This is a genomic window from Streptomyces sp. NPDC030820, assembly GCF_055572075.1.
On sequence record NZ_JBVIEB010000024.1, the window covers coordinates 76860 to 102253 of the forward strand.

Below are 25394 nucleotides of genomic sequence, written 5' to 3' on the forward strand. Positions count from 1 at the left end.
CTGCGTCGGACACCTATTCCTGAGCGGTGTTTTCATCGACAAGGTGACGCGCCCGGCGTGCCAACGCCTGGCGTACCGAGTCCGGTTCGAGGACGCGCAGCGGCGACCCCAGCCCGAGGAGGTAGCAGGCAAGGCCGTCCGGGTCGGGGCCGCCGATGTCCACCAGGGTGGCGTCGGGGCCGTCGGGGCGGTGGGTGCCCATCGTGGGCGGGATCAGCCTCAGCGCCTCGCTCACGGGGAGGGGCAGGCGAATGGTCGCGGACAGGGCGTAGGGGCCGTTCGCGATGTTGCGGGAGACCAGCTGGGCGGGGTCCGGCGGGTCAGCCAGGTCCGCCGGGCGGCCGGTGGGCTGGAGGCGGTCGACCCGGTCGGCGCGGAAGGTACGCCATTGCCCTCGGGACACGTCCCGCGCGACGAAGTACCAGCGACGGCCCGTGTGGACCAGACGGTAGGGTTCAACCTCCCGGACCGTACTCTTGCCCTCCCCATCGGTGTACGACAGCCGGGCCCGCTCCCCCCGCCGGCAGGCGACGGCCAGCTCCAGCAGAAGCCCCGGCCTGATCTGAGGTCCGTCGGCTCCCGGGAGGCGTACGAACGCGTCATCCAGCTCGCCGAGACGGTCCGCGATGTGCCGGGGCAGCACCTGGCGCAGCTTCAGCAGCGCCGACAGCGCCGCCTGGTCGCCACCGAGCGCGTCGCTCAGTGCGGCCTCGCGCAGGCCGACCGCGACGGCCAGTGCCTCCTCGTCGTCGAGGATCAGCGGCGGAACGCGGGAGCCTGCCCGCAGGCGGTACCCGCCCCAGGGACCGGCCTCGGAGTCGACCGAGTAGCCGAGGTCCCTCAGCCTCGCTATGTCCCGGCGGACCGTGCGGTCGGTGACCTCCATGCGCTCGGCCAGCTCGGCGCAGGTCCAGGAGGGGCGGGAGGACAGCAGGGACAGCAGACGAAGAAGGCGGGCGGACGAGCTGAGCACGGCGGGAAGTCTGGCACAGGATCGACATGACCAGGACCGGAACTGTCCTGGTCATGCCCTAGCGTCCTCCCCATGACCACGGAAACCTCATCCGCACCCGCGTTCCGCTACGCCGCCGTCACCTTCGACTGCTCCGACCCCGCCGAAATGGCCCGTTTCTACGGCGATTTGCTCGGCATGTCCGTCCTCTTCTCCAGCGACGACTTCGTCTTCCTCGGCAAGGAGGGCTCGACCGGCCTCGGCTTCAACCGCCTCGCCGACTACCGCCGGCCCACCTGGCCGGACCCGGCCCAGGAGAAGCAGGCGCACATCGAGCTGGGCGTGGACGACCTGGACGCCGCAGAGAAGCGGTTGCTCGAACTGGGCGCCGACAAGCCCGAGTTCCAGCCGGGCGGCGAGCGGTGGCGGGTGCTGCTGGATCCAGCCGGGCACCCGTTCTGCATCACGACGCTGGTTTAGCGCGAGGGCACCCCGAGGGAGTGATTGGCAGATTTGTGCCACCTCCTCCCCCACACAACCCCGAAATTCAGGGCCGGGAAGCACGGCAAGGTGGCACAAATCTTCCAATCCCCACCACCTCGCGGCCCACGGGGCCCATCCGGCGTCCATGCGAGACGCGGCCGCGACCCCGCAACCCAGGACGCGAACGCAGCCGACCCGAGGGCCAACTCCGTAAGCCGCCCACTCTCCCGGGCTGCTCGCTCGCTTCTGCCAAGAAGCGGGCGGCCCCACGGCAACCAATCGGCGCCGGGCGCCAAAGGACGGCCGGCTCCGGTCAGTTGTTGATGAGGGTTCCCTGCGCCGGCTCGCCATGTGCGCCCCGTCTGCCTCGGTGGCCCCGAGGCGCCCGCTGGGGCCACAGCAGGACGTATGCCGCCGAGCCGACGCAGAACGCCAGGCGGATGAGGCCCCGGGTGGAGTCCGACGGGATCAGCAGGGCACCGCCGTAGAGGGAGATCAGCGCGATCCAGCTGACCCACGGAACCAGGCGGCGTTGGCCGATCGAGTCCCAGATCAGGGTGCCCAGGAGGACCGAGGCGTTGTAGTACGTGTACACGCTGGGGTCGAGGAGGATGCGGGCGTCGGCGGCCAGGAAGACCACCGCCGGCCAGCGGCCCCGTCGTACCGCCAGGGCGCCGAGACCCATGCCGAGCGCCATCTGCGCGGGGCGGTCCCACCACGGGGTCGCGGGGTCGTTCACGCCGAACCAGCGCAGTGAGGACGCCGGTTGGTTGGGGATCGTGAAGCGGGCCGCCTGCAGGGTCTCCAGGTGGGTCAGGTAGAAGGGGAGCCAGGCTGCCGCCACCAGCGCGACGGTCCAGGTCGCCGCGCGCAGGCGGGACGGGCGGGGCAGGGCGAGCAGCAGCGGCAGGAAACCGACCGCCCAGGGCTTGGAGTCGACCGCCAGGGCCAGGAGCACGCCCACCGCCGTCGCGTTGCCCCGGACCAGTGCGCGTACCGCGAGCGTGGTGAAGAACAGGGCCAGTACGTCGTCGAGGTGAGCGAAGCGGACCGCGACCTCGACCCACATGGGGATGAAGGCCGCCCCGGCGACCAGGACGCGTTGCTGGAGGCGTTTGTGGTTGACGCCGGTGCCGAGGTAGTGGTCGGCGGCGGCGCGGCCGACCAGGACGAGCATGTACAGGCCGAGCCCGGACATGAACGCGTCGGCCAGTTTCTCACCCAGGTCGGGTGGGAACGGTGCGAAGAGGCCGGCGACCAGGAAGCTGACCGGGCCGATCTGCAGGTCGGGGTGGTTGGCGTAGAGGGCGAGGCCGCCGCCGGAGGCCTGGCCCAAGAGCAGTTGCTCGCCCTGGCGCAGATAGTGCCAGGACACGGCCGCGTGGCGTTCGGCCACCACGAACCAGACGGCCGTCCACAGCGTGAGCAGCACGATGTGCCACCGCACCGGGTAACGCCCGATCCGCACGTTCCTCCGTCCTTCCCGTCACACGGTCACCGTGTCCCCGCCCATCAGAACACCCCCCGGTAAGAGCGGCTGCGGCGGCCGTGGGTTCATCGCAGAGGCTGGTCAACGCCGTTGTCAGTGGCGGGCCTTACAGTCACGGGTATGGCGACTCTTCCCAACCCGCTGCCCAGGCTGGCCACCGACCCCAGCGGCCGTACCCTCGGGCTTCAACTGCCGCCCGGCAGGCTCGTCGACATGACGTACGACGGCCCCTGGCACGAACCTCTGCTGTGGCACGCGGAGAAGCCGGCCGCGCCGGGCACGTGGAAGGCGCTGGGCGCGCCGGCGGCCCGCGCAGGTCTGCTGCCGGTGCTCGTGGACCTGGCCGCGTCCCGGGGTGGACCGCAGGACTGGGCGCTGCGACCCGGCGAGACGTCGTACCCGGGCGACCACGACGCCGAGGACGTCCTGACGGAGTACTGGGAGGAGGAGACGGAGGACGGCGAGCTCGCCGAGGACATCGAGCCGTTCGGGGGCGAGTGGCCCGGTCTCGCACCGGCCGGCTCCCTCTCCGCGGACCCGGACACCCGCGCCGCGCAGGTCGCCGACGCGCTCAGGGGCGGTCGGGGCGCGATGATCGAGGAGGCGCATCTCGCCCTGGTCCCGGCCCGCCGGTCCGCCGACATCCCGGCGGCGATCGGCTGGACCGGCCCGCTGAACTACGAGAGTGACGTGGCCCGGATGTGCGCGGTGCTGCGTTCTTGGGAGGACCGCTTCGGCATCCGGGTGGTGGCCCTCGGCCTGGACTCCCTCGTGGTCTCGGTGGCGGCTCCGCCGGCCACCGAGGAGGACGCGGAGGCGGTGGCGGCGGAGCACTTCGCGTTCTGCCCGGACAATGTGCTCCAGGGCGAGCAGGACACCTTCCGCGCCTACGCGAAGGACCTGATAGGGGCGCCCGCCTGGGCCTTCTGGTGGGACTGACCCCGGCCGGAACTCCCCGACAAGCATGCGGCCCCCAGCCGGAACTCCCCGACAATCAGGCCGCCCCCCGGCCGGAACTCCCGACCAACATGCGGCCCCGGCCAGAACTCCCCGACAAGCATGCGGCCCCCGGCCCGGCTCCACTCCGAGCCGGCCCGAGGGCCGCAGCTGTTCGCGCCGGCTCAGCGCAGCTTCTGCGCCACCTCGGTCGCCCAGTACGTGAGGATGTTCCGGGCCCCGGCGCGCTTGATGCCGGTCAGGGTCTCGAAGACGGCCCGGTCGCGGTCGACCCAGCCCTTCTCGGCTGCGGCCTCGATCATCGCGTACTCGCCGGAGATCTGGTACGCGACGACAGGCACGTCCACGGCGTCCGCGACCCGGGCGAGGATGTCGAGGTACGGCCCGGCCGGCTTGACCATGACCATGTCCGCGCCCTCCTCCAGATCGAGGGCCAGCTCCCGCAGGGACTCACGCCAGTTGGCGGGGTCCTGCTGGTAGGTCTTCCGGTCGCCCTGGAGCGAGGAGGCGACGGCCTCGCGGAAGGGGCCGTAGAAGGCGGACGAGTACTTCGCGGTGTAGGCGAGGATCGCCACGTCCTCGCGCCCGATCTGGTCGAGCGCGTCGCGGATGACGCCGATCTGGCCGTCCATCATCCCGCTGGGGCCGACGACATGCGCTCCGGCGTCGGCCTGCACCTGGGCCATCTCGGCGTACCGCTCCAGGGTCGCGTCGTTGTCGACACGGCCCTCGGCGTCCAGGACCCCGCAGTGCCCGTGGTCGGTGGTCTCGTCGAGGCACAGGTCGGACATGACGAGCAGGTCGTCGCCGACCTCGGCCCGCACGTCCCGGATGGCGACCTGAAGGATCCCGTCCGGATCGGTGCCCGGAGTCCCGACAGCGTCCTTCTTGCCCTCCTCCGGCACGCCGAACAGCATGATCCCGGAGATCCCGGCCTCGACGGCCTCCAGCGCGGCCTTCTTCAGGCTGTCGCGGGTGTGCTGGACGACACCGGGCATGGCGGCGATCGGCACGGGCTCGCTCACGCCCTCCCGGACGAACGCCGGAAGGATGAAGTCGGCCGGGTGCAGGCGCGTCTCGGCGACCATACGGCGCATGACGGGCGACGTGCGCAGCCGCCGGGGACGCGTACCGGGGAAGGATCCGTACTTCGTCATGCCTTCTACGCTACGCCCGCCGGGCCCCCGTCTTTGCCGACGCCGTGTCGGCCCGGTCGCTGACTCATAGGCAGCCCACAGCGAGCCCATTCACGGGCAAACCGGCGCCGTCATACGAAGTCTTTGCGCTCTCCTGGCGATCCCTGGATCCGCGCGCCTCCCCAGCGTTCTACGCGCGTGGTGTCATGCCCGCGCCACCCCTCCTCGCCCGTGAGCCTAGGAGTCACGCATGCTGCGGAAGGTCCTCACCCGCGCGGCCATCGCCCTGACCGCCGGCGCCGCCGTCGTCGCCACGGCCGTCCCGGCGAACGCCGCGAGCTACTCGGCCTTCGCCTTCGCCCAGACCGGCAGCCAGCCGACGATCTACGACTTCATCAACTCGGCCACCAGCACGCTCGACATGACCATGTACGAGCTGGAGGACACCACGGCCGTCAACGACCTCATAGCCCTGAAGAACAAGGGCGTCACGGTCCGCGTCATCCTCGACCGCCAGCACCAGAGCGCCAACAACTCGGCGTACACGTCCCTGAAGAACGCGGGCATAGGCGTGGTCTGGTCGTCCTCGGCCTTCGTCTACACCCACCAGAAGACGATCACCGTCGACGGCGTCAAGTCCCTCGTGATGACCGGCAATCTGACGGCGCAGTACTACACGACCAGCCGCGACTACGGCGTCTTCACCGACGACACGCGCGATGTCGCGGCCATCGAGAAGGTCTTCAACGCCGACTACACGGCGACCTCGGTCACCCCGACCGACGGCGACCACCTGCTGTGGTCCCCCAACGACTCCCGCAACCGCCTGGTGTCCTTCATCAACTCCGCCACCAAGACCCTGGACGTGGAGGAACTGGAGTTCAGCGACAGCACGGTGGTCAACGCGATCGTGGCCCGCGCCAAGGCGGGCGTGAAGGTCCGCGTGGTCCTGGAGAATCCTTCCAGCTACTCCAGCGAGGTCTCCGCCGTCAAGGCAGCCGGCGGCACTGTCGTCGGCTACTCCGACCCCAACGGCTTCTACATCCACGCCAAGGCCATGGTCGCCGACTACGGCCTGAGCACCCAGGAGGTGGAGGCCGGCTCCATGAACATCAGCAGCAACTCCCTGAGCAACAACCGGGAGCTCGGCATCATCCTCACCGGCACGGGCGTGGCCGAACCGGTGGCCCAGACCGTCGAGACGACGTTCAGCAGCGACTACGCGGGCGGTACGGCGGCCTGAACCGGCACGAGCGGCAGGCGGGCGTCACCCTGCACCCGCCTGCCGTTCAGCGTTCACCGAGATCCTCGAGGATGCGATCGATCAGCTCGACCCGGTCGGGGGCGCGTCGCATCCGGGAACGGCAGTCCTCCAAGCGCCGCACCACACCGAACGGAACACGTTCCGCTCCCACGTCCTCCACGCCTCTCCCGACGGCCTGCAGCCCCCAGTACTGGTTGAAGGGGAGCGGTTCGCCGGTCACCGCGTCGACCAGCGCGTCCAGCGCCTCGGGCTCGGGCAGCGCATACAGGCGCGCATAGGCGGCCAGGCGCAGTCCGGCGTCCTGGGACCCGAGCAACGCGCCCGCATCAAAATCCCGCACACGCTGCGTCGCGCGCACCAGGCGGGCGAAGACCTGGTCCATCCGGCGGGTGCGCGCCCGGCCACTGGGCAGTTCAAGACGCACCTTCACGTACGCGGCGGCGAGTTCCCTGACCGCGTCCCAGGCCTCGGTGTCGTCCACTGCGCCGCCCCCGGGACCGTCCCCGACGAGAGCCGCGTTCGCTGCCCGCTCGACGGCCTCGAGCCTGCGCTCCCAGAACTCGACCCTCCCGAGACCCGGCACCTCGATACTTCGGAACAGCTCTCCGAGCCACGGCACCGCCGCCACCGAGAGCAGCGTGATCGTGACGCCGTCGATCTTCAGCCCGGGCGCCAGCACATGCAGGACGGCGACTCCCACTCCGACGCACGTCAACGCCACCGCGGCAGCACGCCGCCGTATCCAGGAGCCCGCGCTTTCGCCCCGCCCTCGATCTCCCTCATCCATGCTGGTCAGCATCGCAGACAAGCGATCACGAGGAGAGCGATTCAGTCACGGTGAGCAGGGTCCGCAGGGGCGCCGTGTCAGGTGTGTCGGCGACGGCTGCGTCTAGGGCGTCGTCCATGGACCTTTCCCACTCCTCGGGCAGTGCGAGTCCGGGACGCCCCGACCAGGCGATGTCGGGGGTGGCGTGTCCGGCGTCGACGAGACGCAGGTGGACCATGCCCGCGAGCCCGTCGAAAACCTTGGGCCGGATGAAGTTGCGGGCGGACGCCCCGACCAGTCGCGCCGCCTGCGGGGGCTTGGGTATACGGTCGGCGACCGCCATCCACAGCAGGCCGCGGTCGAACGCGTCGAGCACCTCCTCCAGGCCGGGCAGCTCGGTGCCCGCTTGCTCGTCGGCACTCCGGGCCTCGGAACGCAGCGCCCTGGCGACGGCGAGCCGCAGCGGCCGGGACCAGTCCTCGGCGTCGACGACCGCGCGGGCCATGACGAGGCCGTCCCAGCTCATGCGCCGCAGCCCGGCCGCCTCGGGCGGCAACGTGCGCGCCTCCAGCTCGGCGAACACCCTGCCCGCTTCGCGCAGCAGGCCGAGCGCGGTCGGCGCGTCCGCCGGGTCGTCGCTCCGCTCGTCGGCGGGGAGTTCCTCGACCAGGGCGACCCGTTCGGCGGTCGGCGGGTGCGAGTCGTACCGGTGCGCTCTGCGCGGACGATGCCCGGCGGAGAGGGCGGAGAGGTGCTCTCCCGGCCGGGCGGCGAGCAGCCGCAGAAAGCCACCGTGCACTTCGCCCACCGGCGGCAAGGCCCCCAGCGGCCTGCCCATCTCGGCGTATGTCTGCCGGTAGTGGGTGTGTGCGGCGTCGAGGACCGGAAGGGCGCGCAGCGCGGCGACCGTCGCGTCCCGGCCCGCGTGCCGGGCGGCCACCTGGTCGGCGGCACGTTCCTGGTGGCGGGCCACGGACTGCGAGGTCCGCAGGAACACGCGGGCGTAACCGAGGTACAGCGTGCCGATCGAGCGGTGCAGCGGGGTGCTGCCCCGGCTGAACACGTCCACCGTGTGCAGCACTGCGTTCCGGCCGCGCATGATGACGCCGCCGAGCCGGGTGTCGAGGTGGGCGAAGTGCCCGAACTCGTGGGCGAGGACGGCACGCAGCTGTGGCACGGTCAGCCCGGCGAGCAGCGGCAGACCCAGGAGCATACGGCGGCGTCCGGGCAGCAGCCCCAGCAGGTGGCTGTGTTCGGCGACGCCTGCGTTGACCTCGGCAACCAGGTACAGCTCGTCCGGCGGCCGTTCCCCTGCCACCTGCGCGGCGGCTCGCACCTGTTCCCACAGCTCGGGCTGGTCCTGCGGCGTGACCGCCACCGCCTGCGGCACCGGACCCAGGCGCCCGGCCCGTACGAAGACGAACATGCCCCGCAGAATCGCCATCGCCAGGAGAACGGTGACGGTCAGGACCATGCCCTCGAGCCAGGCCGCCTGGGCGGTGAGCATGCGCGTCACCAGCTGCCAGTCGAGCACGGCCATGGCCACCAGCATGACCACGCCCATCAGATGGAAGCCGGCCAGCAGCACGAGCGCGCGGACGACGCGCGGCTTGAAGGTCATCGGGACGTTCCCCCACACCACTCGGCCGCCCCGGAAGGAGCGGCGACGCGCGGATCCTACATGCACCTCTGCGACTGCCCCGGCTCCGTTCGGGGAAGGGCAGCGGCGGGCGGACGGCGACGCCCCGCCGTCCGCAATGGACGGCGGGGCGCGCAAGGTCCCGCGAAGGCTGTGGCTACGTCGTGGACCGACGCCTGCGCGCCCCCGGCCGCCGCTCGCTGGGCCGCGTCACCGGGTCCCCGTTCTCCACCGCGGCAGCCCGCCGCTTCAGCCCGAAGTCCGCCAGCGCCTCCGCCAGCTTGTGGACCGACGGCTCGGGCGCCATGACATCGACCCGCAGGCCATGCTCCTCGGCCGTCTTCGCCGTGGCCGGGCCGATGCAGGCGATCACGGTCACGTTGTGCGGCTTGCCCGCGATGCCGACCAGGTTCCGGACCGTCGACGAGGACGTGAAGAGCACCGCGTCGAAGCCACCGCCCTTGATCGCCTCGCGGGTCTCGGCCGGCGGAGGCGAGGCGCGGACCGTCCGGTAGGCGGTCACGTCGTCGACCTCCCAGCCCAGCTCGATGAGGCCGGCGACCAGCGTCTCCGTGGCGATGTCCGCACGCGGGAGGAAGACGCGGTCGATCGGGTCGAACACCGGGTCGTACGGCGGCCAGTCCTCCAGCAGGCCCGCGGCCGACTGCTCGCCGCTCGGCACCAGGTCCGGCTTCACGCCGAAGGCGACCAGCGCCTTGGCCGTCTGCTCGCCCACCGCGGCCACCTTGATGCCCGCGAAGGCACGCGCGTCGAGGCCGTACTCCTCGAACTTCTCCCGCACCGCCTTCACCGCGTTGACCGACGTGAAGGCGATCCACTCGTAGCGGCCGGTGACCAGGCCCTTGACGGCACGTTCCATCTGCTGCGGGGTGCGCGGGGGCTCCACCGCGATCGTCGGGACCTCGTGCGGCACCGCGCCGTAGGACCGCAGCTGGTCGGAGAGCGACGCCGCCTGCTCCTTCGTGCGCGGCACGAGCACCTTCCAGCCGAACAGCGGCTTGGACTCGAACCACGACAGCTGGTCGCGCCGGGCGGCGGAGGAACGCTCACCGACCACGGCTATCACCGGCCGGCCACCGTCCGGGGACGGCAGCACCTTCGCCTGCTTCAGGGTCTGCGCGATCGTGCCGAGCGTCGCCGCCCAGGTGCGCTGGCGGGTCGTCGTGCCGGCGATCGTGACCGTCAGCGGGGTGTCCGGCTTGCGGCCCGCCGAGACCAGCTCGCCCGCCGCCGCGGCCACCGAGTCCAGCGTCGTCGAGACGACGACCGTGCCGTCCGACGCGCCCACCTCGGTCCAGCAGCGGTCGGAGGCCGTACGGGCGTCCACGAACCGGACGTCCGCGCCCTCGGCGTCCCGCAGCGGCACACCGGCGTACGCGGGCACACCGACCGCCGCCGCGACACCCGGGACCACCTCGAAGGGCACCCCGGCGGCGGCGCAGGCGAGCATTTCCTCGGCCGCGTACGTATCAAGTCCCGGGTCCCCGGACACCGCACGGACGACCCGCCTGCCGCCCCGCGCAGCCTCCATGACAAGATGAGCGGCATCCCGGGCAGCGGCCGGGACAGCGGCGGCTGTTGACGTGCCGTCAACGACCGTCAGCTGGGGCGTGCCCGTGCCCGGCGGCGAGACCGAAGAAGGGTCTGCGTCCGTCTGTACGACGGAGACGCCCTGTCGGGCGTGCGTCCGGATCACGTCGAGCACCTCGTGCTCGGCAACCAGGACGTCCGCGCTCGACAGCGCCTCCACGGCGCGCAGAGTCAGCAGTCCCGGATCTCCGGGTCCGGCACCCAGGAAGGTGACGTGCCCGTGTTCCGGACCGGCGGCAGGAAGGGCGGTGGGGCTCACTGTGCTCGCTCCCCCATCAGACCGGCCGCGCCCTGGGCGAGCATCTCGGTGGCGAGTTCGCGACCGAGTGCCAGCGCCTGGTCGTGCGTCTGGGGCACGGGACCGGTGGTGGACAGCTGCACCATGCGGGTGCCGTCGGTCGTCCCGACGACGCCGCGCAGGCGCATTTCCTTGACAATCTGCCCGTCGGCAAGGTCGGCCAGCGCGCCCACAGGGGCGCTGCAGCCGGCCTCCAGGGCGGCGAGCAGTGATCGTTCGGCGGTCACGGCGGCCCGTGTGAACGGGTCGTCGAGCTCGCCGAGCGCCGCGATCAGGTCCGCGTTGTCCGCGGCACACTCGATCGCCAGTGCCCCCTGGCCGGGGGCGGGCAGAACCGTGTCGACCGACAGGAAGTCGGTCACCTCGTCGATCCGGCCGATCCGGTTCAGTCCGGCGGCGGCCAGTACGACGGCGTCGAGTTCGCCGTCGTGGACGTACCGGATCCGGGTGTCGACGTTGCCGCGTATCGGGACCGTCTCGATGTCCAGGCCGTGGGCGCGGGCGTACGCGTTCAGCTGCCCCATGCGGCGCGGCGAACCGGTGCCGATCCGCGCCCCGCGCGGCAGGTCCGTGAACTTCAGCGCGTCCCGGGCGACGATCACGTCCCGCGGGTCCTCGCGCACCGGTACGGCGGCCAGGACCAGTTCCTCGGGCTGCGTGGTCGGCAGGTCCTTGAGCGAATGAACCGCGAAGTCGACATCGCCGCGTATCAGCGCGTCGCGCAGCGCCGTGACGAACACGCCGGTGCCGCCGATCTGGGCGAGGGCCTCGCGGGAGACATCGCCGTACGTGGTGATCTCGACCAGCTCGACGGGCCGCCCGGTCACCCGGTGGACGGCCTCCGCCACCTGCCCGGACTGGGCCATGGCGAGTTTGCTGCGCCTGGTCCCCAGCCTCAGTGCCTTCTCAGTCATGCCGGTCGGTCCTTCTTGTCTGTGCTGTCCTCGGCCCGGAAGACGGCGGCGACCGTCTCGGGGTCGAGGTCGAACAGGGTGCGCAGCGCGTCCGCGTACCCGGCGCCGCCGGGCTCGGCCGCGAGCTGCTTGACCCGTACGGTCGGCGCGTGCAGCAGCTTGTCGACGACCCGGTGCACGGCCTGCCGGATCTCGCCGCGCTGGCGTTCGTCCAGGTCGGGCAGGCGACCGTCGAGCCGCGCGATCTCACTGGCGACGACGTCGGCGGCCATGGTGCGCAGCGCGACCACGGTCGGCGTGATGTGCGCCGCCCGCTGCGCCGCGCCGAAGGCCGCGACCTCGTCGGAGACGATACGCCGGACCTGGTCCACATCGGCCGCCATCGGAGCGTCGGCGGAAGCTTCCGCCAGCGACTCGATGTCCACAAGGCGCACCCCGGCGAGCCGGTGCACGGCCGCGTCGATGTCCCGGGGCATGGCCAGGTCGAGCAGGAAGAGGGAGGGCGCCGGGCGCTCGGCCGGCGGCTCCGGCCTGCGCCGCTCGGGGATCCGGCCCACGGTCGCGGCGGTCGCGGCGAGCGCGGTGATCAGCTCGGCGTCCGCCTCGGGGGTACGGCGGCCCGGGCGGTCGATCGTTCTGCCTGCGGCCCAGGCCGCGTGCTGCTCCAGGGTGGCCGCGTCCATGCCGGCCACGGCGGCCTCGCCCATGAGGGAGAAGCCGGGCTGTACGGCGGCCAGGTCCAGCGGGCAGTTCTCGTCGGCGCCGACGGTGGTGGGCGGCAGCGGGGCCTCGGTCTTCCCGGCCTGCACGGCCGTGCGACCGGTGTCGGCGACGGGAACGCCGGTGCGGCCCTCGACCGCCTGCGCGACCGCCTCCGCCGTGAGCACCAGGCCCGTCGCCCCGGTACAGGAGACGACGACGTCGGCACGTGTCAGCTCGTCCGGCACGGCGTCCATCCGTACCGCGCGGGCGGTCACCGCGTTGTCGTCGGCCTCGGCCAGTATCTGCGCGAGCCGCTCGGCGCGCTCGAAGGTGCGGTTGGCGACGACGATCTCGGCGACCCCGGCCCGCGCCAGCGTGGCGGCGGCCAGCGAGGACATCGACCCGGCGCCGATGACCAGCGCCTTCTTGCCCGCGGCCCAGTTCTCGACGGATCCGCCGACGGCCAGCTGCTCCAGGCCGAAGGTGACCAGGGACTGCCCGGCGCGGTCGATGCCGGTCTCGGAGTGGGCGCGCTTGCCGACCCGCAGGCCCTGCTGGAACAGGTCGTTCATCAGCTTGCCGGCGCTGTGCAGCTCCTGCGCCTTGGCCAGGGAGTCCTTGATCTGGCCGAGGATCTGCCCCTCGCCGACGACCATCGAGTCCAGGCCGCAGGCCACCGAGAACAGGTGGTGGACGGCCCGGTCCTCGTAGTGCACGTAGAGATACGGGGTGAGCTCCTCCAGGCCGACGCCGCTGTGCTGGGCGAGCAGCGTGGACAGCTCGGCGACACCGGCGTGGAACTTGTCCACGTCGGCGTACAGCTCGATGCGGTTGCAGGTGGCGAGCACCGCGGCCTCGGTGGCCGGCTCGGCGGCGACCGTGTCCTGCAGCAGCTTGATCTGGGTGTCCGCGCTCAGCGCGGCCCGCTCCAGCACGCTGACCGGAGCGCTGCGGTGGCTCAGTCCGACGACGAGGAGACTCATGCCGGCATCACGGCGGGTACGTCCCCGTCGGGCCCCTGGTCGGCGGCGGCGTCATGCGTGGTGGCGGGCAGCGAGCCGACGTCACCGGCCGCGGTCTCCTCACCCGCCTTGCGCTGCTCGTGGAAGGCGAGGATCTGGAGTTCGATCGAGAGGTCGACCTTGCGCACGTCGACGCCGTCCGGGACGGACAGCACGGTCGGCGCGAAGTTCAGGATGGAGGTGACCCCGGCGGCCACGAGCCGGTCGCAGACCTGCTGGGCGGCACCGGCGGGGGTGGCGATGACGCCGATGGACACCCCGTTGTCCTTGATGATCTTTTCCAGGTCGTCGGTGTGCTGCACCGGGATACCGGCGACGGGCTTTCCGGCCATGGCGGGGTCGGCGTCGATCAGTGCGGCCACCCGGAAACCACGGGAGGCGAACCCGCCGTAATTGGCCAGGGCGGCGCCGAGGTTACCGATACCGACGATCACAACCGGCCAGTCCTGGGTCAGGCCGAGTTCACGGGAGATCTGGTAGACGAGATACTCCACGTCGTAGCCGACACCGCGCGTTCCGTAGGAGCCCAGGTACGAGAAGTCCTTGCGCAGCTTGGCGGAGTTGACCCCCGCCGCGGCCGCCAGCTCCTCGGAGGAGACCGTGGGTACCGAGCGCTCCGACAGCGCGGTCAGGGCTCGGAGGTACAGCGGAAGCCTGGCGACGGTGGCCTCGGGAATCCCTCGGCTACGGGTCGCCGGTCGGTGTGTTCGGCCAGTTGCCACGGTGCTCCTGCGGGTAGAGCGGGGCTGCAGGCGGTCATACGTCCCCAGACCGCCCCGTCGACAGCAGGCTATGTCTTTGTGAACGCGTGCACAAAGATGGTGTCCGATTTGCCCGGCAGAAGTGACCGGGGTCACGCACCTTTCACGCCCTCGACGGGAACCGGTGCATACGCACCGACGTTCCTTCGTTACTGGGGGCAAAACCGCACACTCTCCTCACGAATCCCGCCCCCGAGATCAGACTGCCGTCGATCCTAAGCGACTTTCCGACCGGTTTGGACTAGTCGGTCAGTGCCCGGCGCAGCCGCTCCTCGTTCACCCGCCAGAAGGTGTGCTGTTCACCATCGATCAGTACGACCGGGATCTGCTCCCAGTACTGGTCATGGAGGGCCCGGTCCTCGGTGATGTCCTTCCGCTCCCAGGACACGCCGAGTTCTGCGCAGACCTTCTCGATCACGACCTGCGCGTCGTCGCAGAGATGACAGCCGGGCTTGCGGATGAGCGTGACCAGCCGGTCACGGGGGTCGGCGGGGGCGGCCTTGCGGCGGAAAAGCGGACTCATACCGGCCATTGTCGCGCGCGCCGCGCACGCTTTGGATCAGCTCTTTAACGGCCCGGTCGCGGAGAGTTCACGCGCATCCAACCTCTTGACCGACGGAAGCACCGAACAAACTGGCTATGCTCACGACATGGCCGCTCTCGGATGGCTCACTCCCCGTAGGCGCTCCGCCACTGCGCGCAGCGTGTTGGCAGGCGAGGCCTCGGCGGAGGCTGCCCGCAAGTCCTCGCAGGAAGCGCAGGAAACGCCGCAGGTCACCGACAGGGAACCGCAGTTCCCCGTGATCGGCGACGAGAAGGCGGCTGCCTTCTTCGACCTCGACAACACCGTCATGCAGGGCGCCGCGCTGTTCCACTTCGGCCGGGGCCTGTACAAGCGGAAGTTCTTCGAGACGCGCGACCTCGCCAAGTTCGCCTGGCAGCAGGCCTGGTTCCGGCTGGCCGGCGTCGAGGACCCCGAGCACATGCAGGACGCGCGTGACTCGGCGCTGTCGATCGTCAAGGGCCACCGGGTCGCCGAGCTGGAGTCGATCGGCGAGGAGATCTACGACGAGTACATGGCCGACCGCATCTGGCCCGGCACCCGCGCCCTGGCCCAGGCCCACCTGGACGCCGGGCAGAAGGTGTGGCTGGTCACGGCCGCCCCGGTGGAGATCGCCCAGGTGATCGCCCGCCGCCTGGGCCTCACCGGCGCGCTCGGCACGGTGGCCGAGTCGGTGGACGGCGTCTACACGGGCAAGCTGGTCGGCGAGCCGCTGCACGGGCCCGCGAAGGCGGAGGCGGTCCGCGCCCTGGCCGCGGCGGAGAGCCTCGACCTCTCCCGCTGCGCGGCCTACAGCGACAGCCACAACGACATCCCGATGCTGTCCCTCGTCGGCCACCCCTACGCCATCAACCCCGACGCCAAGCTGCGCAAACACGCCCGCGAGAAGGACTGGCGCCTGCGGGACTACCGCACCGGCCGGAAGGCGGCGAAGGTCGGCATTCCGGCGGCAGCGGGGGTCGGCGCGGTGGCCGGTGGCACTGCGGCGGCGATCGCTCTGAGCCGACGGCGCCGATAACGGCTCAGCGGCACCTCCCAGCCGGCGGCGCCCCGAACTCACCCAGCCCCGGCACCGGACCCGGATTATGCCGCGGCCATTTCAACACGCGCCGTACCTCACCGAAACCGGCCTGATTTCGGTCAACAAGCGATCAAGTTATGGCACTTGATGAGGCCTCAATCGGTAACAGAAGCGACGCAATCGATGATTTGAGCAACTCGGTGTAGCAGTGCCTGCACGAAGCGTTATTCTCCTCAGACGCAAACCGGTACCCCTCCGTCGCTACGACGGGTGAACGGTCCCGCACTGCACGTGATGGAAGCTCTGCCTCTGGGAGTCCCGTGTACCCACACGTCGGGGTTGACGCCTCGGGCCTGGCTACGCTGCGCGCAACAGTCGCAACGTTCAAAGAGACGCTGCGCGGCCTCGTCCCCACCGCGTACGCCGTCCCCGCCTTCGCCGCCGCGCCCGTAGGCCCGTGCTACGCACTGGCCGAAGGCAGCGCCGCGGTGGGCAGGCGCGGGCGCTCCGCCGGCGCCGCCACCGGCGCCGCCACCGCCCGCCGCCCGGCCGCCGACAGCGACAGCGCCCGGATGATGGACCTGGTCGAGCGCGCCCAGGCGGGCGAGGCCGAGGCCTTCGGCCGGCTGTACGACCAGTACAGCGACACGGTGTACCGGTACATCTACTACCGCGTCGGCAGCCGGGCGACCGCCGAGGACCTGACGAGCGAGACCTTTCTGCGGGCCTTGCGCAGGATCGGCACCTTCACCTGGCAGGGCCGCGACTTCGGAGCCTGGCTGGTCACGATCGCCCGTAACCTCGTCGCCGACCACTTCAAGTCCAGCCGCTTCCGCCTGGAGGTCACCACCGGCGAGATGCTCGACGCCAACGAGGTCGAGCGCTCCCCGGAGGACTCCGTCCTGGAGTCCCTGTCGAACGCCGCGCTGCTCGACGCGGTACGCCGGCTCAACCCGCAGCAGCAGGAGTGCGTGACGCTCCGCTTTCTCCAGGGGCTCTCGGTCGCCGAGACCGCCCGCGTCATGGGCAAGAACGAGGGCGCCATCAAGACCCTCCAGTACCGCGCCGTACGCACGCTCGCCCGTCTGCTGCCGGACGACGCCCGCTGAACCCGGCAACTCTCAGTAACACTCAACTCACGTTCCGTGAACGCCCGTTGCCTTTGCGATCCGGGCATCCGCCGTCCGTAACCCAAGTGCCGCGCCAGTCGTTGTGCGGGATACAGGCTCCCTGTGGTCACGTCCTGGCCGACCCTGATCGCTCGATCGTGTGAAGTGGTCGCGGGCGTGCAACCCTCAGGACCCCCTGGGGAGTCGACCGTCATGACGAGAGGAGGTGCCGCCAGTGATCGCGAACGTATCGGCGCACCGGCGGGCGAACGCCTTCGCCCAGGCCCTGGAGGAGCAGTCCGACCGGGACACGGCGGCCCAGCAGTCCGTAGGCCCGGCGGGTTCTCCGCCGGCCGCCGAGGAGCAGACCGAGCAGGGCGAGCTACTGGCCCTGGCCACGGGCCTCGGCGCGCTGCCCAAGCCGCAGCTCGACCCCGAGGTCAAGGTCGTGCAGCGCGCCCAGCTGGTCGCCGCGATGGAGGCCATGCTTCGGGAGGGCACGGGGGCGGCGGACGCATCCGTACCGGGACAGCGCTCTTCCCGGTCTCGGGGCGCCCACCGGGCGAGCCCGCTGAGCAAACTCCGACCGCGTTCCCGGCTGACCAAGGGGCTCGCGGCGGGCGGACTCAGCGTGGGCGTGGCCGCGGGAGCCTTCGGCGGGGTCGCCGCCGCCAGCTCGGACGCCCTGCCAGGTGACTCCCTCTACGGCCTCAAACGCGGCATCGAGGACTTCAAGCTCAATTACCTGACCAACGGCGACGACCAGCGCGGCCAGACCTACCTCGACCAGGCCTCCACCCGGCTCAACGAGGCCCGCCGGCTGCTGGAGCGCGGCCGCGGCGGCCACCTCGACCACGAATCCATCGGCGAGATCCGCCGCACGCTCTCCGGCATGCAGCAGGACGTCACCGAGGGCCACCGCCTGCTCCACGAGGCCTACGAGGCCGACCCCGGCTCCCTCGGCCCCATCCAGGCCCTGTCCACGTTCTCCCGCTCCCACCGCGAGGTGTGGACCGCGCTCAGCGACAAGCTGCCCGTGCAGCTCGGGGACGTCAAACAGCAGGTCTCGTCGGTCTTCGACGCCATAGACCAGGAGGTCGCCCCGCTGCAGTCCCTGCTCCCGCAGCCACCCGCCCAGGGCGGCGACGGCAAGCACCGGGGCTCCGGCTCGGCATCCACCGGCTCCTCCGGCGGCAACCGGTCGACGGCGCCCAGCGCCTCCGGCACCACCCCGCCCTCCGGCCGGCACGCACGCCCGGGCGACCCGAGCGGCTCGGCCACCGGCAGTAGCGGCGAGGGCCTGCTCGGCGGCGACACGGGCGGCCTGCTGGAGGCACCGAAGACGGGCACCGGCACCAGCGCCCCGTCCACCAGCAAACCCTCGTCCACCGCCCCCGACGTCACCCTGCCCCCGCTCCTCCCCGGCCTCCTCCCGGGCCTGGGCATCGACAGCGAGGACACGCACTAACCCCGATACGACTACGAAGCCGGGGGCACCCCACCCAAGTGGGGCGCCCCCGGCTTCGTCCACGAACGCGCCAGTAAGAACTCAGAAGAACACCGACCGCCGCTGCACCAACAGCTTGTACAAAGTGTGCTGAATCTGCTCCCGCACCTGATCGGTCAGGTTGAACATCAGCATCGGATCCTCGGCAGCCTCCGCCGGATACCCGTCCGTCGGAATCGGCTCCCCGAACTGGATCGTCCACTTCGTCGGCAACGGAATCGCACCGAGCGGCCCCAGCCACGGAAACGTCGGCGTCAAGGGGAAGTACGGAAATCCCAGCAACCGCGCCAGCGTCTTCGCGTTGCCGATCATCGGATAGATCTCCTCCGCCCCCACGACCGAGCACGGAATGATCGGCGCCCCCTGCCGCAGCGCGGTCGACACGAAGCCACCCCGCCCGAACCGCTGCAGCTTGTACCGCTCGCTGAAAGGTTTCCCGATGCCCTTGAACCCCTCCGGCATCACCCCGACCAGCTCCCCCTGAGCCAGCAGCCGCTCGGCGTCCTCCGCACAGGCCAGGGTGTGCCCCAGCTTGCGGGCCAGCTCGTTGACCACCGGCAGCACGAAGACCAAGTCGGCTGCCAGCAGCCGTAGATGACGGTCGGCCGGATGGTGGTCGTGCACCGCGACCTGCATCATCAGCCCGTCCAGCGGCAGCGTCCCGGAGTGGTTGGCGACGATCAGCGCCCCGCCCTCGGCCGGGATGTTCTCGATGCCCTTCACCTCGACCCGGAAGTACTTCTCGTACACCGGCCGCAGCAGCGACATCAGGACCTGGTCGGTCAGCTCCTCGTCGTAACCGAAGTCGTCGACGTCGTAGTCCCCGGTCAGCCGGCGCCGCAGAAAGGCCAGCCCGGCCGCCAGCCGCCGCTCCAGGCCGCCGTCGTCCCGCTCATGGGCACCCGGCCGCTCCAGCGGCTCCTCCGGCTTCTCCTCGCGGCTCACAGGCTCATCTTCCCGTGCCCGGCCCCGGCCCTGCAGGGGCTGGACCTCACCCATCTCCCGGGCGCCGGCCTCGCCGAGGGCGCCGCGCCGGCTGCCCGTGCCCCGGCGCCGCGCCGGGCGCTGCACGGCGCCCCCGCGGGACCGGTCGTCGTCGAAGGGAATGACCTTGGCGTCCGCCATCGTTGCTGCGCTCCTCGGTTGGCGCTAGTCGGCGCTGTGCGTCGTGGGCCGGCCGCCGCCCCTCACGGCCAGCGCGGCGATCCGGTCGACGGCCCCCGCGAGGGCCTGAGGCGGCACGAGCCCGGGGCCCTGGCCGCGCGCGAAGTCCGCGAACGTCTCCGCCGTCGTGTACCTGGGCGTGAAGCCCAGCGTGTCGCGCATCTGGACCGTGTCCACCACCCGCCCGTGCGTGAGCAGCCGGATCTGCTCCGGCGAGAAGTCCGTCATACCGAGCGTACGCACCATCGACCCCGCCCAGGTGACCGCCGGCAGCAGCAGCGGCACGGTCGGCCGCCCGAGCCGCCGGGAGCACTGCGAGAGCAGCAGCACACCGTCCCCGGCGATGTTGAACGTGCCGCTGTTGAGAGTGCCCCGGCGCGGTTCGTGCGAGGCGATCCTGAGCACCTCGACGACGTCGTCCTCGTGCACGAACTGCAGCCGCGGGTCGTAGCCGAACACGGTCGGCAGGACGGGCAGCGCGAAGTAGGAGGCGAGCGGGGTGTCGGCGGCCGGGCCGAGAATGTTGGCGAACCGCAGCACGCACACGGCGACGTCCGGCCGCCGCCGGGCGAACCCGCGCACATACCCCTCGACCTCGACGGTGTCCTTCGCGAAGCCGCCGCTCGGCAGCGACTTCGCTGGGGTCGTCTCGGTGAACACGGCCGGATCGCGTGGTGCCGAGCCGTACACGTTCGTACTGGACTTGACCACCAGCCGCTTCACGGTCGGCGACTTCTGGCAGGCGCCGAGCAGCTGCATGGTGCCGATGACGTTGGTCTCCTTGACCGTGGCCCGGTTGCCGCTGCCCAGCGCCGTGCCGGTCACGTCCATGTGGACGACCGTGTCGGCGCCCGTCTCGGCGAGCACCTTGGCGATGGTCGGCTGCCGGATGTCGGCCTGGATGAAGTCCGCCCCGCCCAGATGGTGCGCCGGCGGCACCGCGTCCACGGCGATCACCCGGTCGACCTCCGGATCCCGCTGTATCCGCCGTACGAACCGGCCGCCCAGTTGCCGGGCCACTCCGGTGACGAGCACGACCTTCCCCAAGATCAGCGCCTTCCCTCGTACGTGATGCGTGCGGCCAACCTAGCGGGTCGATGTTGCGCTGTGATGACCACCCGATGCACGAAGTGACGGAAATTCACTCATCGGAACATGCCGGGTTCCCCCGGATATGCCGGTGACCCCGGATATGCCGATGGCCCTCGATATGGCTGTGGCCCCCCACCAGTGCTGATGGGAGGCCACAGATACGCGTGACACGCTCTCGCGACGCCGCTTACTTCTTGTTGCGACGCTGAACGCGCGTGCGCTTGAGCAGCTTGCGGTGCTTCTTCTTGGCCATCCGCTTGCGCCGCTTCTTGATAACAGAGCCCACGACTACCCTCGCTCACTTCTCATCACTCGGTTGTTTGGGCGCCATGGGCCCACACGACCTACGAGGGGCTAGCCTACCCAACCGAGCGCCAAGGTCGTAATCGAGGGGGGTACCCCGGGTCACCCGGGGGTCACCCTGGGGTTGCCGTCAGGCAGTCTCCACCCCCACATAGCTGTCACGGAGGTACTCGTGTACCGCTTGCTCCGGGACTCGGAACGACCGCCCGACCCGGATCGCGGGCAGATGACCGCTGTGCACCAGGCGGTACACGGTCATCTTCGACACTCGCATCACCGAGGCGACCTCCGCCACGGTAAGGAACACGACCTCGTTCAGAGGCCTCTCGTCAGCTGCAGCCATGACACACCTGAACCTTCCGCACTCGACGGCCACCGGCTTCCCCTTCCGGTGACTCTTCGTCGCTGCGTGCTCACTCCCCAATGTAGGGGCGGGTGATGCAAGTGGGGAAGAGGTGCACCCATCGCAGGCCTACTGTGACAGACACGCTCGTTTGAGTACGTAGCGGGTCAGTGGCCGGTAGTACTCAGACCGCACGGCGTCATCAACCGGAACGACGACGGACACGCGCCCCTCCGCCTCCCCCACGAACAGCGCCGGATCATCGGTGTCGGCGAGCCCGATGGTCTCGAACCCCAGCTGACCAGCACCGCAGACCCACCCGTGATCCCCGACGACCAGTTCGGGCAAGGGTCCTCCGCCCTCCGCCGCGGCCTCCAGCACGACCCGAACCGGCAGCGGCGAATGACTGTGCACGCCCGGCTCACAACCCGGGCGCCCATCGCCGGTTTCCCGCACCAACCCAACCCGGCGTGCGTAGCCGAGGTGATACGTACGTAGACCGAACCGGGTCAATATGTCGACACAGCGACCCTGCGCGGGAGTGAGCACGTCACACCCCGCCGCCGAGAGCGCGTCCGCCAAGTCGGCGTAGAACCCGAGCAGCCGCTGCGGATGCCCGGTCCCGAACAACACGGGCGCGCCACGCCTGGCCACCTGCCGGATCCGCCCCGCGAAGGCATCCAGCGCGGCCAGCGTCCGCTCCGGATCGATCACATCCGGCCCCGAAGTGTGCCGGGGATCGCCGGAGACCCCGCACTTCTCCGCCATCAGCTCGAGCAACTCCGGCTGTTCCCAAGTCCCTTCGGGATCGATCCCGATCAGCACCCGAGGATCCCGGGCCGCGAACAGCCGGTAACTGCGCAGACTGTCCTCCCGGGAGGTCCCCACCTGCCCGGCAAGCCGAACAGCCAGCAGATGCGCGTGCAGAGCTCCGCTGGTCGACATGGGTGCGATGGTGACGCATGGGGGCGGCAGAGGCGGCGCAAACGGGGGAAGTGCGCACGGTTGGCGTAACGGCGGGAGCAGCACCTTCCCACCGTTCAGGGCAGCAACCCCCGCAGCGGAAACACCGCCCGACGAGTGGCCCGTACCGCCTGATCAAGCCGATCCGCGGGGTCGTAACCCGACTCCCACGAAGCCCAACTCACCGGCCACCGCCCATCCGTCATCCGCTGCGGCCCGAGCTGCCGGGTCCGAGCGAACACCTCCTGCCGCCACGCCTCGGGAATCATCGCCTCCGGCGCCACCGGCCGCCCCGCCGCGATCCCCACCAGATGCGTCCACGACCGCGGCACGACATCGACCACCGCGTATCCACCGCCCCCCAGCGCGACCCACTTCCCCCCGGCGTACTCGTGCGCCAGCTCATGACACGCCACCTGCACAGCCCGCTGCGCATCCAGCGACACCGCGAGGTGCGCGAGCGGATCCTCGAAGTGCGTGTCGGCCCCGTGCTGCGACACCAGCACCTGCGGCCGGAACTCCGCCAGCAGCTCCGGCACCACCGCATGGAACGCCCGCAGCCACCCCGCGTCCCCGGTCCCCGCCGGCAGCGCGACGTTCACGGCCGCCCCCTCACCGGCCCCGGCCCCCGTCTCCTCCGGCCACCCGGTCTGCGGGAACAACGTACGGGGATGTTCGTGCAGCGAGATCGTCAGAACCCGCGGATCCTCCCAGAACGCCGCCTGTACCCCGTCCCCGTGATGCACGTCGACATCCACATAAGCGACCCGCTCGGCGCCCAGCTCCAGCAACCGGGCGATGGCCAGCGAGGCGTCGTTGTACACGCAGAACCCGGACGCGCCCCCGGGCATCGCATGGTGCAGCCCGCCCGCGAAGTTCACGGCGTGCTCGGCATCCCCCCGCCACACCGCCTCCGCGGCCCCCACCGACTGCCCGGCGATCAACGCGGACACCTCGTGCATCCCGGCGAACGCCGGATCATCGAGGGTCCCGAGCCCGTACGACACGTCCGCCGCCGCCGGATCGGCCGACGCGGCCTTCACGGCGTCGATGTAGTCCTCACGATGGACCAGCCGCAGTGTCGACTCCCCGGCCGGCTTGGCCGCGACGACCTCCATCTCCTGGTCGAGCCCGAAGGCACCCACCAGTTTCCGGGTCAATGCCAGCCGGACCGGATCCATCGGATGGTCCGGGCCGAAGTCATAGCCCGTTACTGCCTCGTCCCACATCAGCTGTGCGCGGCCGCTCATGCCCGCCACCGTATCGGTCCGGTTGAGCGGCGAACGACCTGGCGTACACAAGCGTCACCAGCACCAACACCATCGGCACGAGCATGGCGCCCCGATAGCTCCAGGCATCGCCCAGAGCACCCACCAACGGCGAACCGATCAGGAATCCCACGTAATTGAAAATGTTCAGCCGTGCGATGGCCGCGTCCGACGCCCCGGGGCCGTGATTTTCATAAGCGTGCCGCCCCGCCGCCGCGAACGTCTGCGGCACCAGCACGCACAGCCCCAGCCCCAGCATCGTGAACCCGAGCATCCCCACCCACGCCCCGGGCGCCGAGGCCACCACCGCGAACCCGCCGGCCGCCACCAGCGTCCCGAGCCGTACGACCGCCACCGCTCCGAACCGCCGCACCCCGAGGTCCCCGATGGCCCTCCCCAGCAGCGTCGTCACCATGTACACGTTGTACGGCACCGTCGCCAGCTGCTCCGAGCTGCCCAGCACGTCCTTCAGATACTTCGCGCTCCAGTTGGAGACGGTCGAGTCCCCGATGTAGGCGAAGGTCATCACCAGGCAGAGCGGCAGCAGCAGCTTGAAGACGACGCCGGTGCCTTGAACCTGGTCCTGGTCCCCTCCCACCGGCGCCGGATCCCCGTCGACGTACCACCGGCTCCCCACGAGCGTCGCCGGCAGCAGCACGGCCACCACCGGCAGATACGACACCCACAGCGCGAGATGCCAGTGCGCCCCGACCCACGCCAGCGAGGCACCCAGGATCCCGCCCAGGCTGTACGCGGCGTGGAAGCTGAGCATGATGCTGCGCCCGTACGATCGCTGCAGGCTCACCCCGAGCATGTTCATGGAGGCGTCCAGTGCTCCCACGGCCAGCCCGAACGCGCCCAGCGCCACCGCCAGCTCCGCGATCTGCCCGCCCGCCCCGGCGCCGAGCAGCGCCAGCAGGACGACCGGCTGGGACCAGCGCAGCAGCCGGCTGGGCCGTATTCGCCTCACCAGCTGCTCGGTGGTCACACTGCCGACACCGGCGAGGACCGGTACGGCGGCCAGGAAGACCGGCAGCAGCGCGTCGGAGACACCGTACCGGTCCTGGATGGCCGGGATGCGCGTCACCAGGAGGGCGAAGGTGGCGCCTTGAGCGAAGAAGCTGAACGCCAGCGAGGCCCTACCGCGCCGCAGCACATCAGTCATGGCGGCGAGCGTAGGGCCCCGGGCTACCTGTGGGTAGATCCGGCCAAAGATGAATTTCCTTCAGTTTTACCGAAGCCGGCATCTTCTCCATCGGCTCGACGGCCGGCCCACCACTGACGCCGCTAACGCTCGTCAGGCCCGGACCGATGGCTCAGGTCATACCAGCAGGTCGGCCAACTCGCCCATGGTGGAGAAGAGTTGGTCGGCCCTCGCCAGCTTGGCCGCCGGCGTCATCGCGGTGAACCCGTAGACGGTCATGCCGGCCGCCACGGCCGCCTGGACGCCCAGCGGCGAATCCTCCACGACCAGGCACCGCTCCGGCGCCACCCCCATACGCTCCGCCGCATACAGGAAGAGATCGGGCGCCGGCTTCCCACGCCCCACGTCCTCGGAACTGAAGATCCGGTCCTCCGCGAACCACCGGTCGAGCCCGGTCGTACGGTGCCCGACTCGGATCCGCGCATGACTCCCTGATGAGGCCACGCAGTACGGCACCCCGTCCGCGGCCAGCTTCTCCAGTACACCGGCCACGCCCGCCACGGGCTGCAACTCCCGCTCGAACGCGGCGAAGACGCGCGCGTGGAAGACGTCGTCGAAGTCGTCCGGCAGCCGTTGACCGGTCCGCTCCAGCACGAGCTCATGGATCCGGTGCATCGCCGAGCCCATGTAGTCCCGGATCGAGTCCTCGTACGACGTCGGGTGCCCCAACTCGGTCAGGTAGGCGGCCAGATGCCGGTTGGAGATGGGCTCGCTGTCGACGAGCACACCGTCGTTGTCGAAGATGATCAGGTCATAGCGCATGGACCAACCCTAAACGCAGAAAGGCCCACGCCTGGTGGCGTGGGCCTTTCTCAAGAATTGTTCGGCGGCGTCCTACTCTCCCACAGGGTCCCCCCTGCAGTA

At 70.7% G+C, this 25394-nt stretch carries 24 protein-coding genes; 6 read left to right on the top strand and 18 right to left on the bottom strand.

Translation table 11 applies throughout. The annotated features are described in order from the left end of the window. Positions 1 to 13 precede the first annotated feature (13 nt). Entirely contained in the window at positions 14 to 973 is a 960-nt protein-coding gene (locus tag ACZ418_RS40290; protein ID WP_468373147.1) for a helix-turn-helix transcriptional regulator, read from the bottom strand. Between the two features lie 72 nt (positions 974 to 1045). Between ACZ418_RS40290 and ACZ418_RS40295 the strand changes: the two genes are divergently transcribed. Further along, positions 1046 to 1432, top strand: coding sequence for a VOC family protein (locus ACZ418_RS40295; RefSeq protein WP_468373149.1), 387 nt, complete (start codon positions 1046 to 1048; stop codon positions 1430 to 1432). Between the two features lie 316 nt (positions 1433 to 1748). Here ACZ418_RS40295 and ACZ418_RS40300 read toward each other — a convergent pair whose 3' ends face one another. Beyond that, a complete protein-coding gene (locus ACZ418_RS40300) occupies positions 1749 to 2903 on the bottom strand; it encodes a hypothetical protein (protein ID WP_468373151.1) in 1155 nt (384 codons plus the stop codon). Between the two features lie 141 nt (positions 2904 to 3044). On the opposite strand from ACZ418_RS40300, the gene ACZ418_RS40305 reads away from it, so the two are divergent. Further along, positions 3045 to 3863 (top strand): DUF4253 domain-containing protein, encoded by an 819-nt coding sequence (locus ACZ418_RS40305; protein ID WP_468373154.1) that lies wholly within the window; start codon positions 3045 to 3047, stop codon positions 3861 to 3863. A gap of 182 nt (positions 3864 to 4045) precedes the next feature. On the opposite strand, the gene hemB is transcribed toward ACZ418_RS40305, so the two are convergent. Then, positions 4046 to 5038, bottom strand: coding sequence for a porphobilinogen synthase (hemB, locus tag ACZ418_RS40310; protein WP_468373157.1), 993 nt, complete (start codon positions 5036 to 5038; stop codon positions 4046 to 4048). Positions 5039 to 5267: 229 nt separating this feature from the next. Between hemB and ACZ418_RS40315 the strand changes: the two genes are divergently transcribed. After that, complete coding sequence (locus ACZ418_RS40315) at positions 5268 to 6260, top strand: phospholipase D-like domain-containing protein (protein WP_468373160.1); 993 nt, start codon at positions 5268 to 5270, stop codon at positions 6258 to 6260. A gap of 46 nt (positions 6261 to 6306) precedes the next feature. Here ACZ418_RS40315 and ACZ418_RS40320 read toward each other — a convergent pair whose 3' ends face one another. The 7 genes from ACZ418_RS40320 to ACZ418_RS40350 form a co-directional block, all read right to left on the bottom strand. Then, entirely contained in the window at positions 6307 to 6960 is a 654-nt protein-coding gene (locus ACZ418_RS40320; protein WP_468373164.1) for a hypothetical protein, read from the bottom strand. Between the two features lie 133 nt (positions 6961 to 7093). Next, on the bottom strand, positions 7094 to 8668 hold the full coding sequence (locus ACZ418_RS40325; RefSeq protein WP_468373167.1) for a M48 family metallopeptidase: 1575 nt from the start codon (positions 8666 to 8668) through the stop codon (positions 7094 to 7096). A 175-nt stretch (positions 8669 to 8843) separates the two neighbouring features. Then, positions 8844 to 10556 carry a bifunctional uroporphyrinogen-III C-methyltransferase/uroporphyrinogen-III synthase gene (locus tag ACZ418_RS40330; RefSeq protein WP_468373170.1) on the bottom strand — a complete coding sequence of 571 codons (1713 nt, stop codon included), beginning with the start codon at positions 10554 to 10556 and terminating at the stop codon, positions 8844 to 8846. After that, entirely contained in the window at positions 10553 to 11509 is a 957-nt protein-coding gene (gene hemC / locus ACZ418_RS40335; protein WP_468373172.1) for a hydroxymethylbilane synthase, read from the bottom strand. The genes ACZ418_RS40330 and hemC overlap by 4 nt, the downstream gene beginning before the upstream one ends. Continuing rightward, on the bottom strand, positions 11506 to 13194 hold the full coding sequence (locus ACZ418_RS40340; protein WP_468373175.1) for a glutamyl-tRNA reductase: 1689 nt from the start codon (positions 13192 to 13194) through the stop codon (positions 11506 to 11508). The genes hemC and ACZ418_RS40340 overlap by 4 nt, the downstream gene beginning before the upstream one ends. Next, on the bottom strand, positions 13191 to 13955 hold the full coding sequence (locus tag ACZ418_RS40345) for a redox-sensing transcriptional repressor Rex (RefSeq protein ID WP_468373178.1): 765 nt from the start codon (positions 13953 to 13955) through the stop codon (positions 13191 to 13193). The genes ACZ418_RS40340 and ACZ418_RS40345 overlap by 4 nt, the downstream gene beginning before the upstream one ends. Before the next feature lie 280 nt (positions 13956 to 14235). Further along, complete coding sequence (locus ACZ418_RS40350) at positions 14236 to 14517, bottom strand: glutaredoxin family protein (RefSeq protein WP_468373180.1); 282 nt, start codon at positions 14515 to 14517, stop codon at positions 14236 to 14238. 127 nt (positions 14518 to 14644) lie between these two features. On the opposite strand from ACZ418_RS40350, the gene ACZ418_RS40355 reads away from it, so the two are divergent. The 3 genes from ACZ418_RS40355 to ACZ418_RS40365 all read left to right on the top strand — a co-directional run bounded on the left by ACZ418_RS40355 (position 14645) and on the right by ACZ418_RS40365 (position 18154). Further along, positions 14645 to 15574 carry an HAD family hydrolase gene (locus ACZ418_RS40355; RefSeq protein ID WP_468373183.1) on the top strand — a complete coding sequence of 310 codons (930 nt, stop codon included), beginning with the start codon at positions 14645 to 14647 and terminating at the stop codon, positions 15572 to 15574. Positions 15575 to 15897: 323 nt separating this feature from the next. Further along, positions 15898 to 16686 carry an ECF subfamily RNA polymerase sigma factor, BldN family gene (locus ACZ418_RS40360; RefSeq protein ID WP_468373186.1) on the top strand — a complete coding sequence of 263 codons (789 nt, stop codon included), beginning with the start codon at positions 15898 to 15900 and terminating at the stop codon, positions 16684 to 16686. A 235-nt stretch (positions 16687 to 16921) separates the two neighbouring features. Further along, positions 16922 to 18154: a DUF5667 domain-containing protein gene (locus ACZ418_RS40365; RefSeq protein ID WP_468373190.1), complete on the top strand. Its 1233-nt coding sequence runs from the start codon at positions 16922 to 16924 to the stop codon at positions 18152 to 18154. Between the two features lie 81 nt (positions 18155 to 18235). Here the strand turns inward: ACZ418_RS40365 and ACZ418_RS40370 are convergent, their stop codons facing one another. The 8 genes from ACZ418_RS40370 to ACZ418_RS40405 all read right to left on the bottom strand — a co-directional run bounded on the left by ACZ418_RS40370 (position 18236) and on the right by ACZ418_RS40405 (position 25292). Beyond that, complete coding sequence (locus ACZ418_RS40370; protein WP_468373193.1) at positions 18236 to 19318, bottom strand: lysophospholipid acyltransferase family protein; 1083 nt, start codon at positions 19316 to 19318, stop codon at positions 18236 to 18238. Between the two features lie 24 nt (positions 19319 to 19342). Further along, positions 19343 to 20404 (bottom strand): NAD-dependent epimerase/dehydratase family protein, encoded by a 1062-nt coding sequence (locus ACZ418_RS40375; protein WP_468373195.1) that lies wholly within the window; start codon positions 20402 to 20404, stop codon positions 19343 to 19345. A gap of 232 nt (positions 20405 to 20636) precedes the next feature. Next, positions 20637 to 20735 (bottom strand): 30S ribosomal protein bS22, encoded by a 99-nt coding sequence (locus ACZ418_RS40380; RefSeq protein ID WP_003948845.1) that lies wholly within the window; start codon positions 20733 to 20735, stop codon positions 20637 to 20639. 147 nt (positions 20736 to 20882) lie between these two features. Beyond that, complete coding sequence (locus ACZ418_RS40385; protein ID WP_159045602.1) at positions 20883 to 21095, bottom strand: helix-turn-helix domain-containing protein; 213 nt, start codon at positions 21093 to 21095, stop codon at positions 20883 to 20885. 129 nt (positions 21096 to 21224) lie between these two features. Continuing rightward, complete coding sequence (locus ACZ418_RS40390) at positions 21225 to 22040, bottom strand: phosphatase (protein ID WP_468373198.1); 816 nt, start codon at positions 22038 to 22040, stop codon at positions 21225 to 21227. A gap of 95 nt (positions 22041 to 22135) precedes the next feature. Next, positions 22136 to 23308 carry an acetoin utilization protein AcuC gene (locus ACZ418_RS40395; RefSeq protein ID WP_468373201.1) on the bottom strand — a complete coding sequence of 391 codons (1173 nt, stop codon included), beginning with the start codon at positions 23306 to 23308 and terminating at the stop codon, positions 22136 to 22138. After that, positions 23259 to 24491, bottom strand: a complete 1233-nt coding sequence (locus ACZ418_RS40400; protein ID WP_468373204.1) for an MFS transporter — start codon at positions 24489 to 24491, stop codon at positions 23259 to 23261. The genes ACZ418_RS40395 and ACZ418_RS40400 overlap by 50 nt, the downstream gene beginning before the upstream one ends. 156 nt (positions 24492 to 24647) lie before the next feature. Beyond that, positions 24648 to 25292, bottom strand: a complete 645-nt coding sequence (locus ACZ418_RS40405) for an HAD family hydrolase (RefSeq protein WP_468373207.1) — start codon at positions 25290 to 25292, stop codon at positions 24648 to 24650. Between the last annotated feature and the right edge of the window lie 102 nt (positions 25293 to 25394).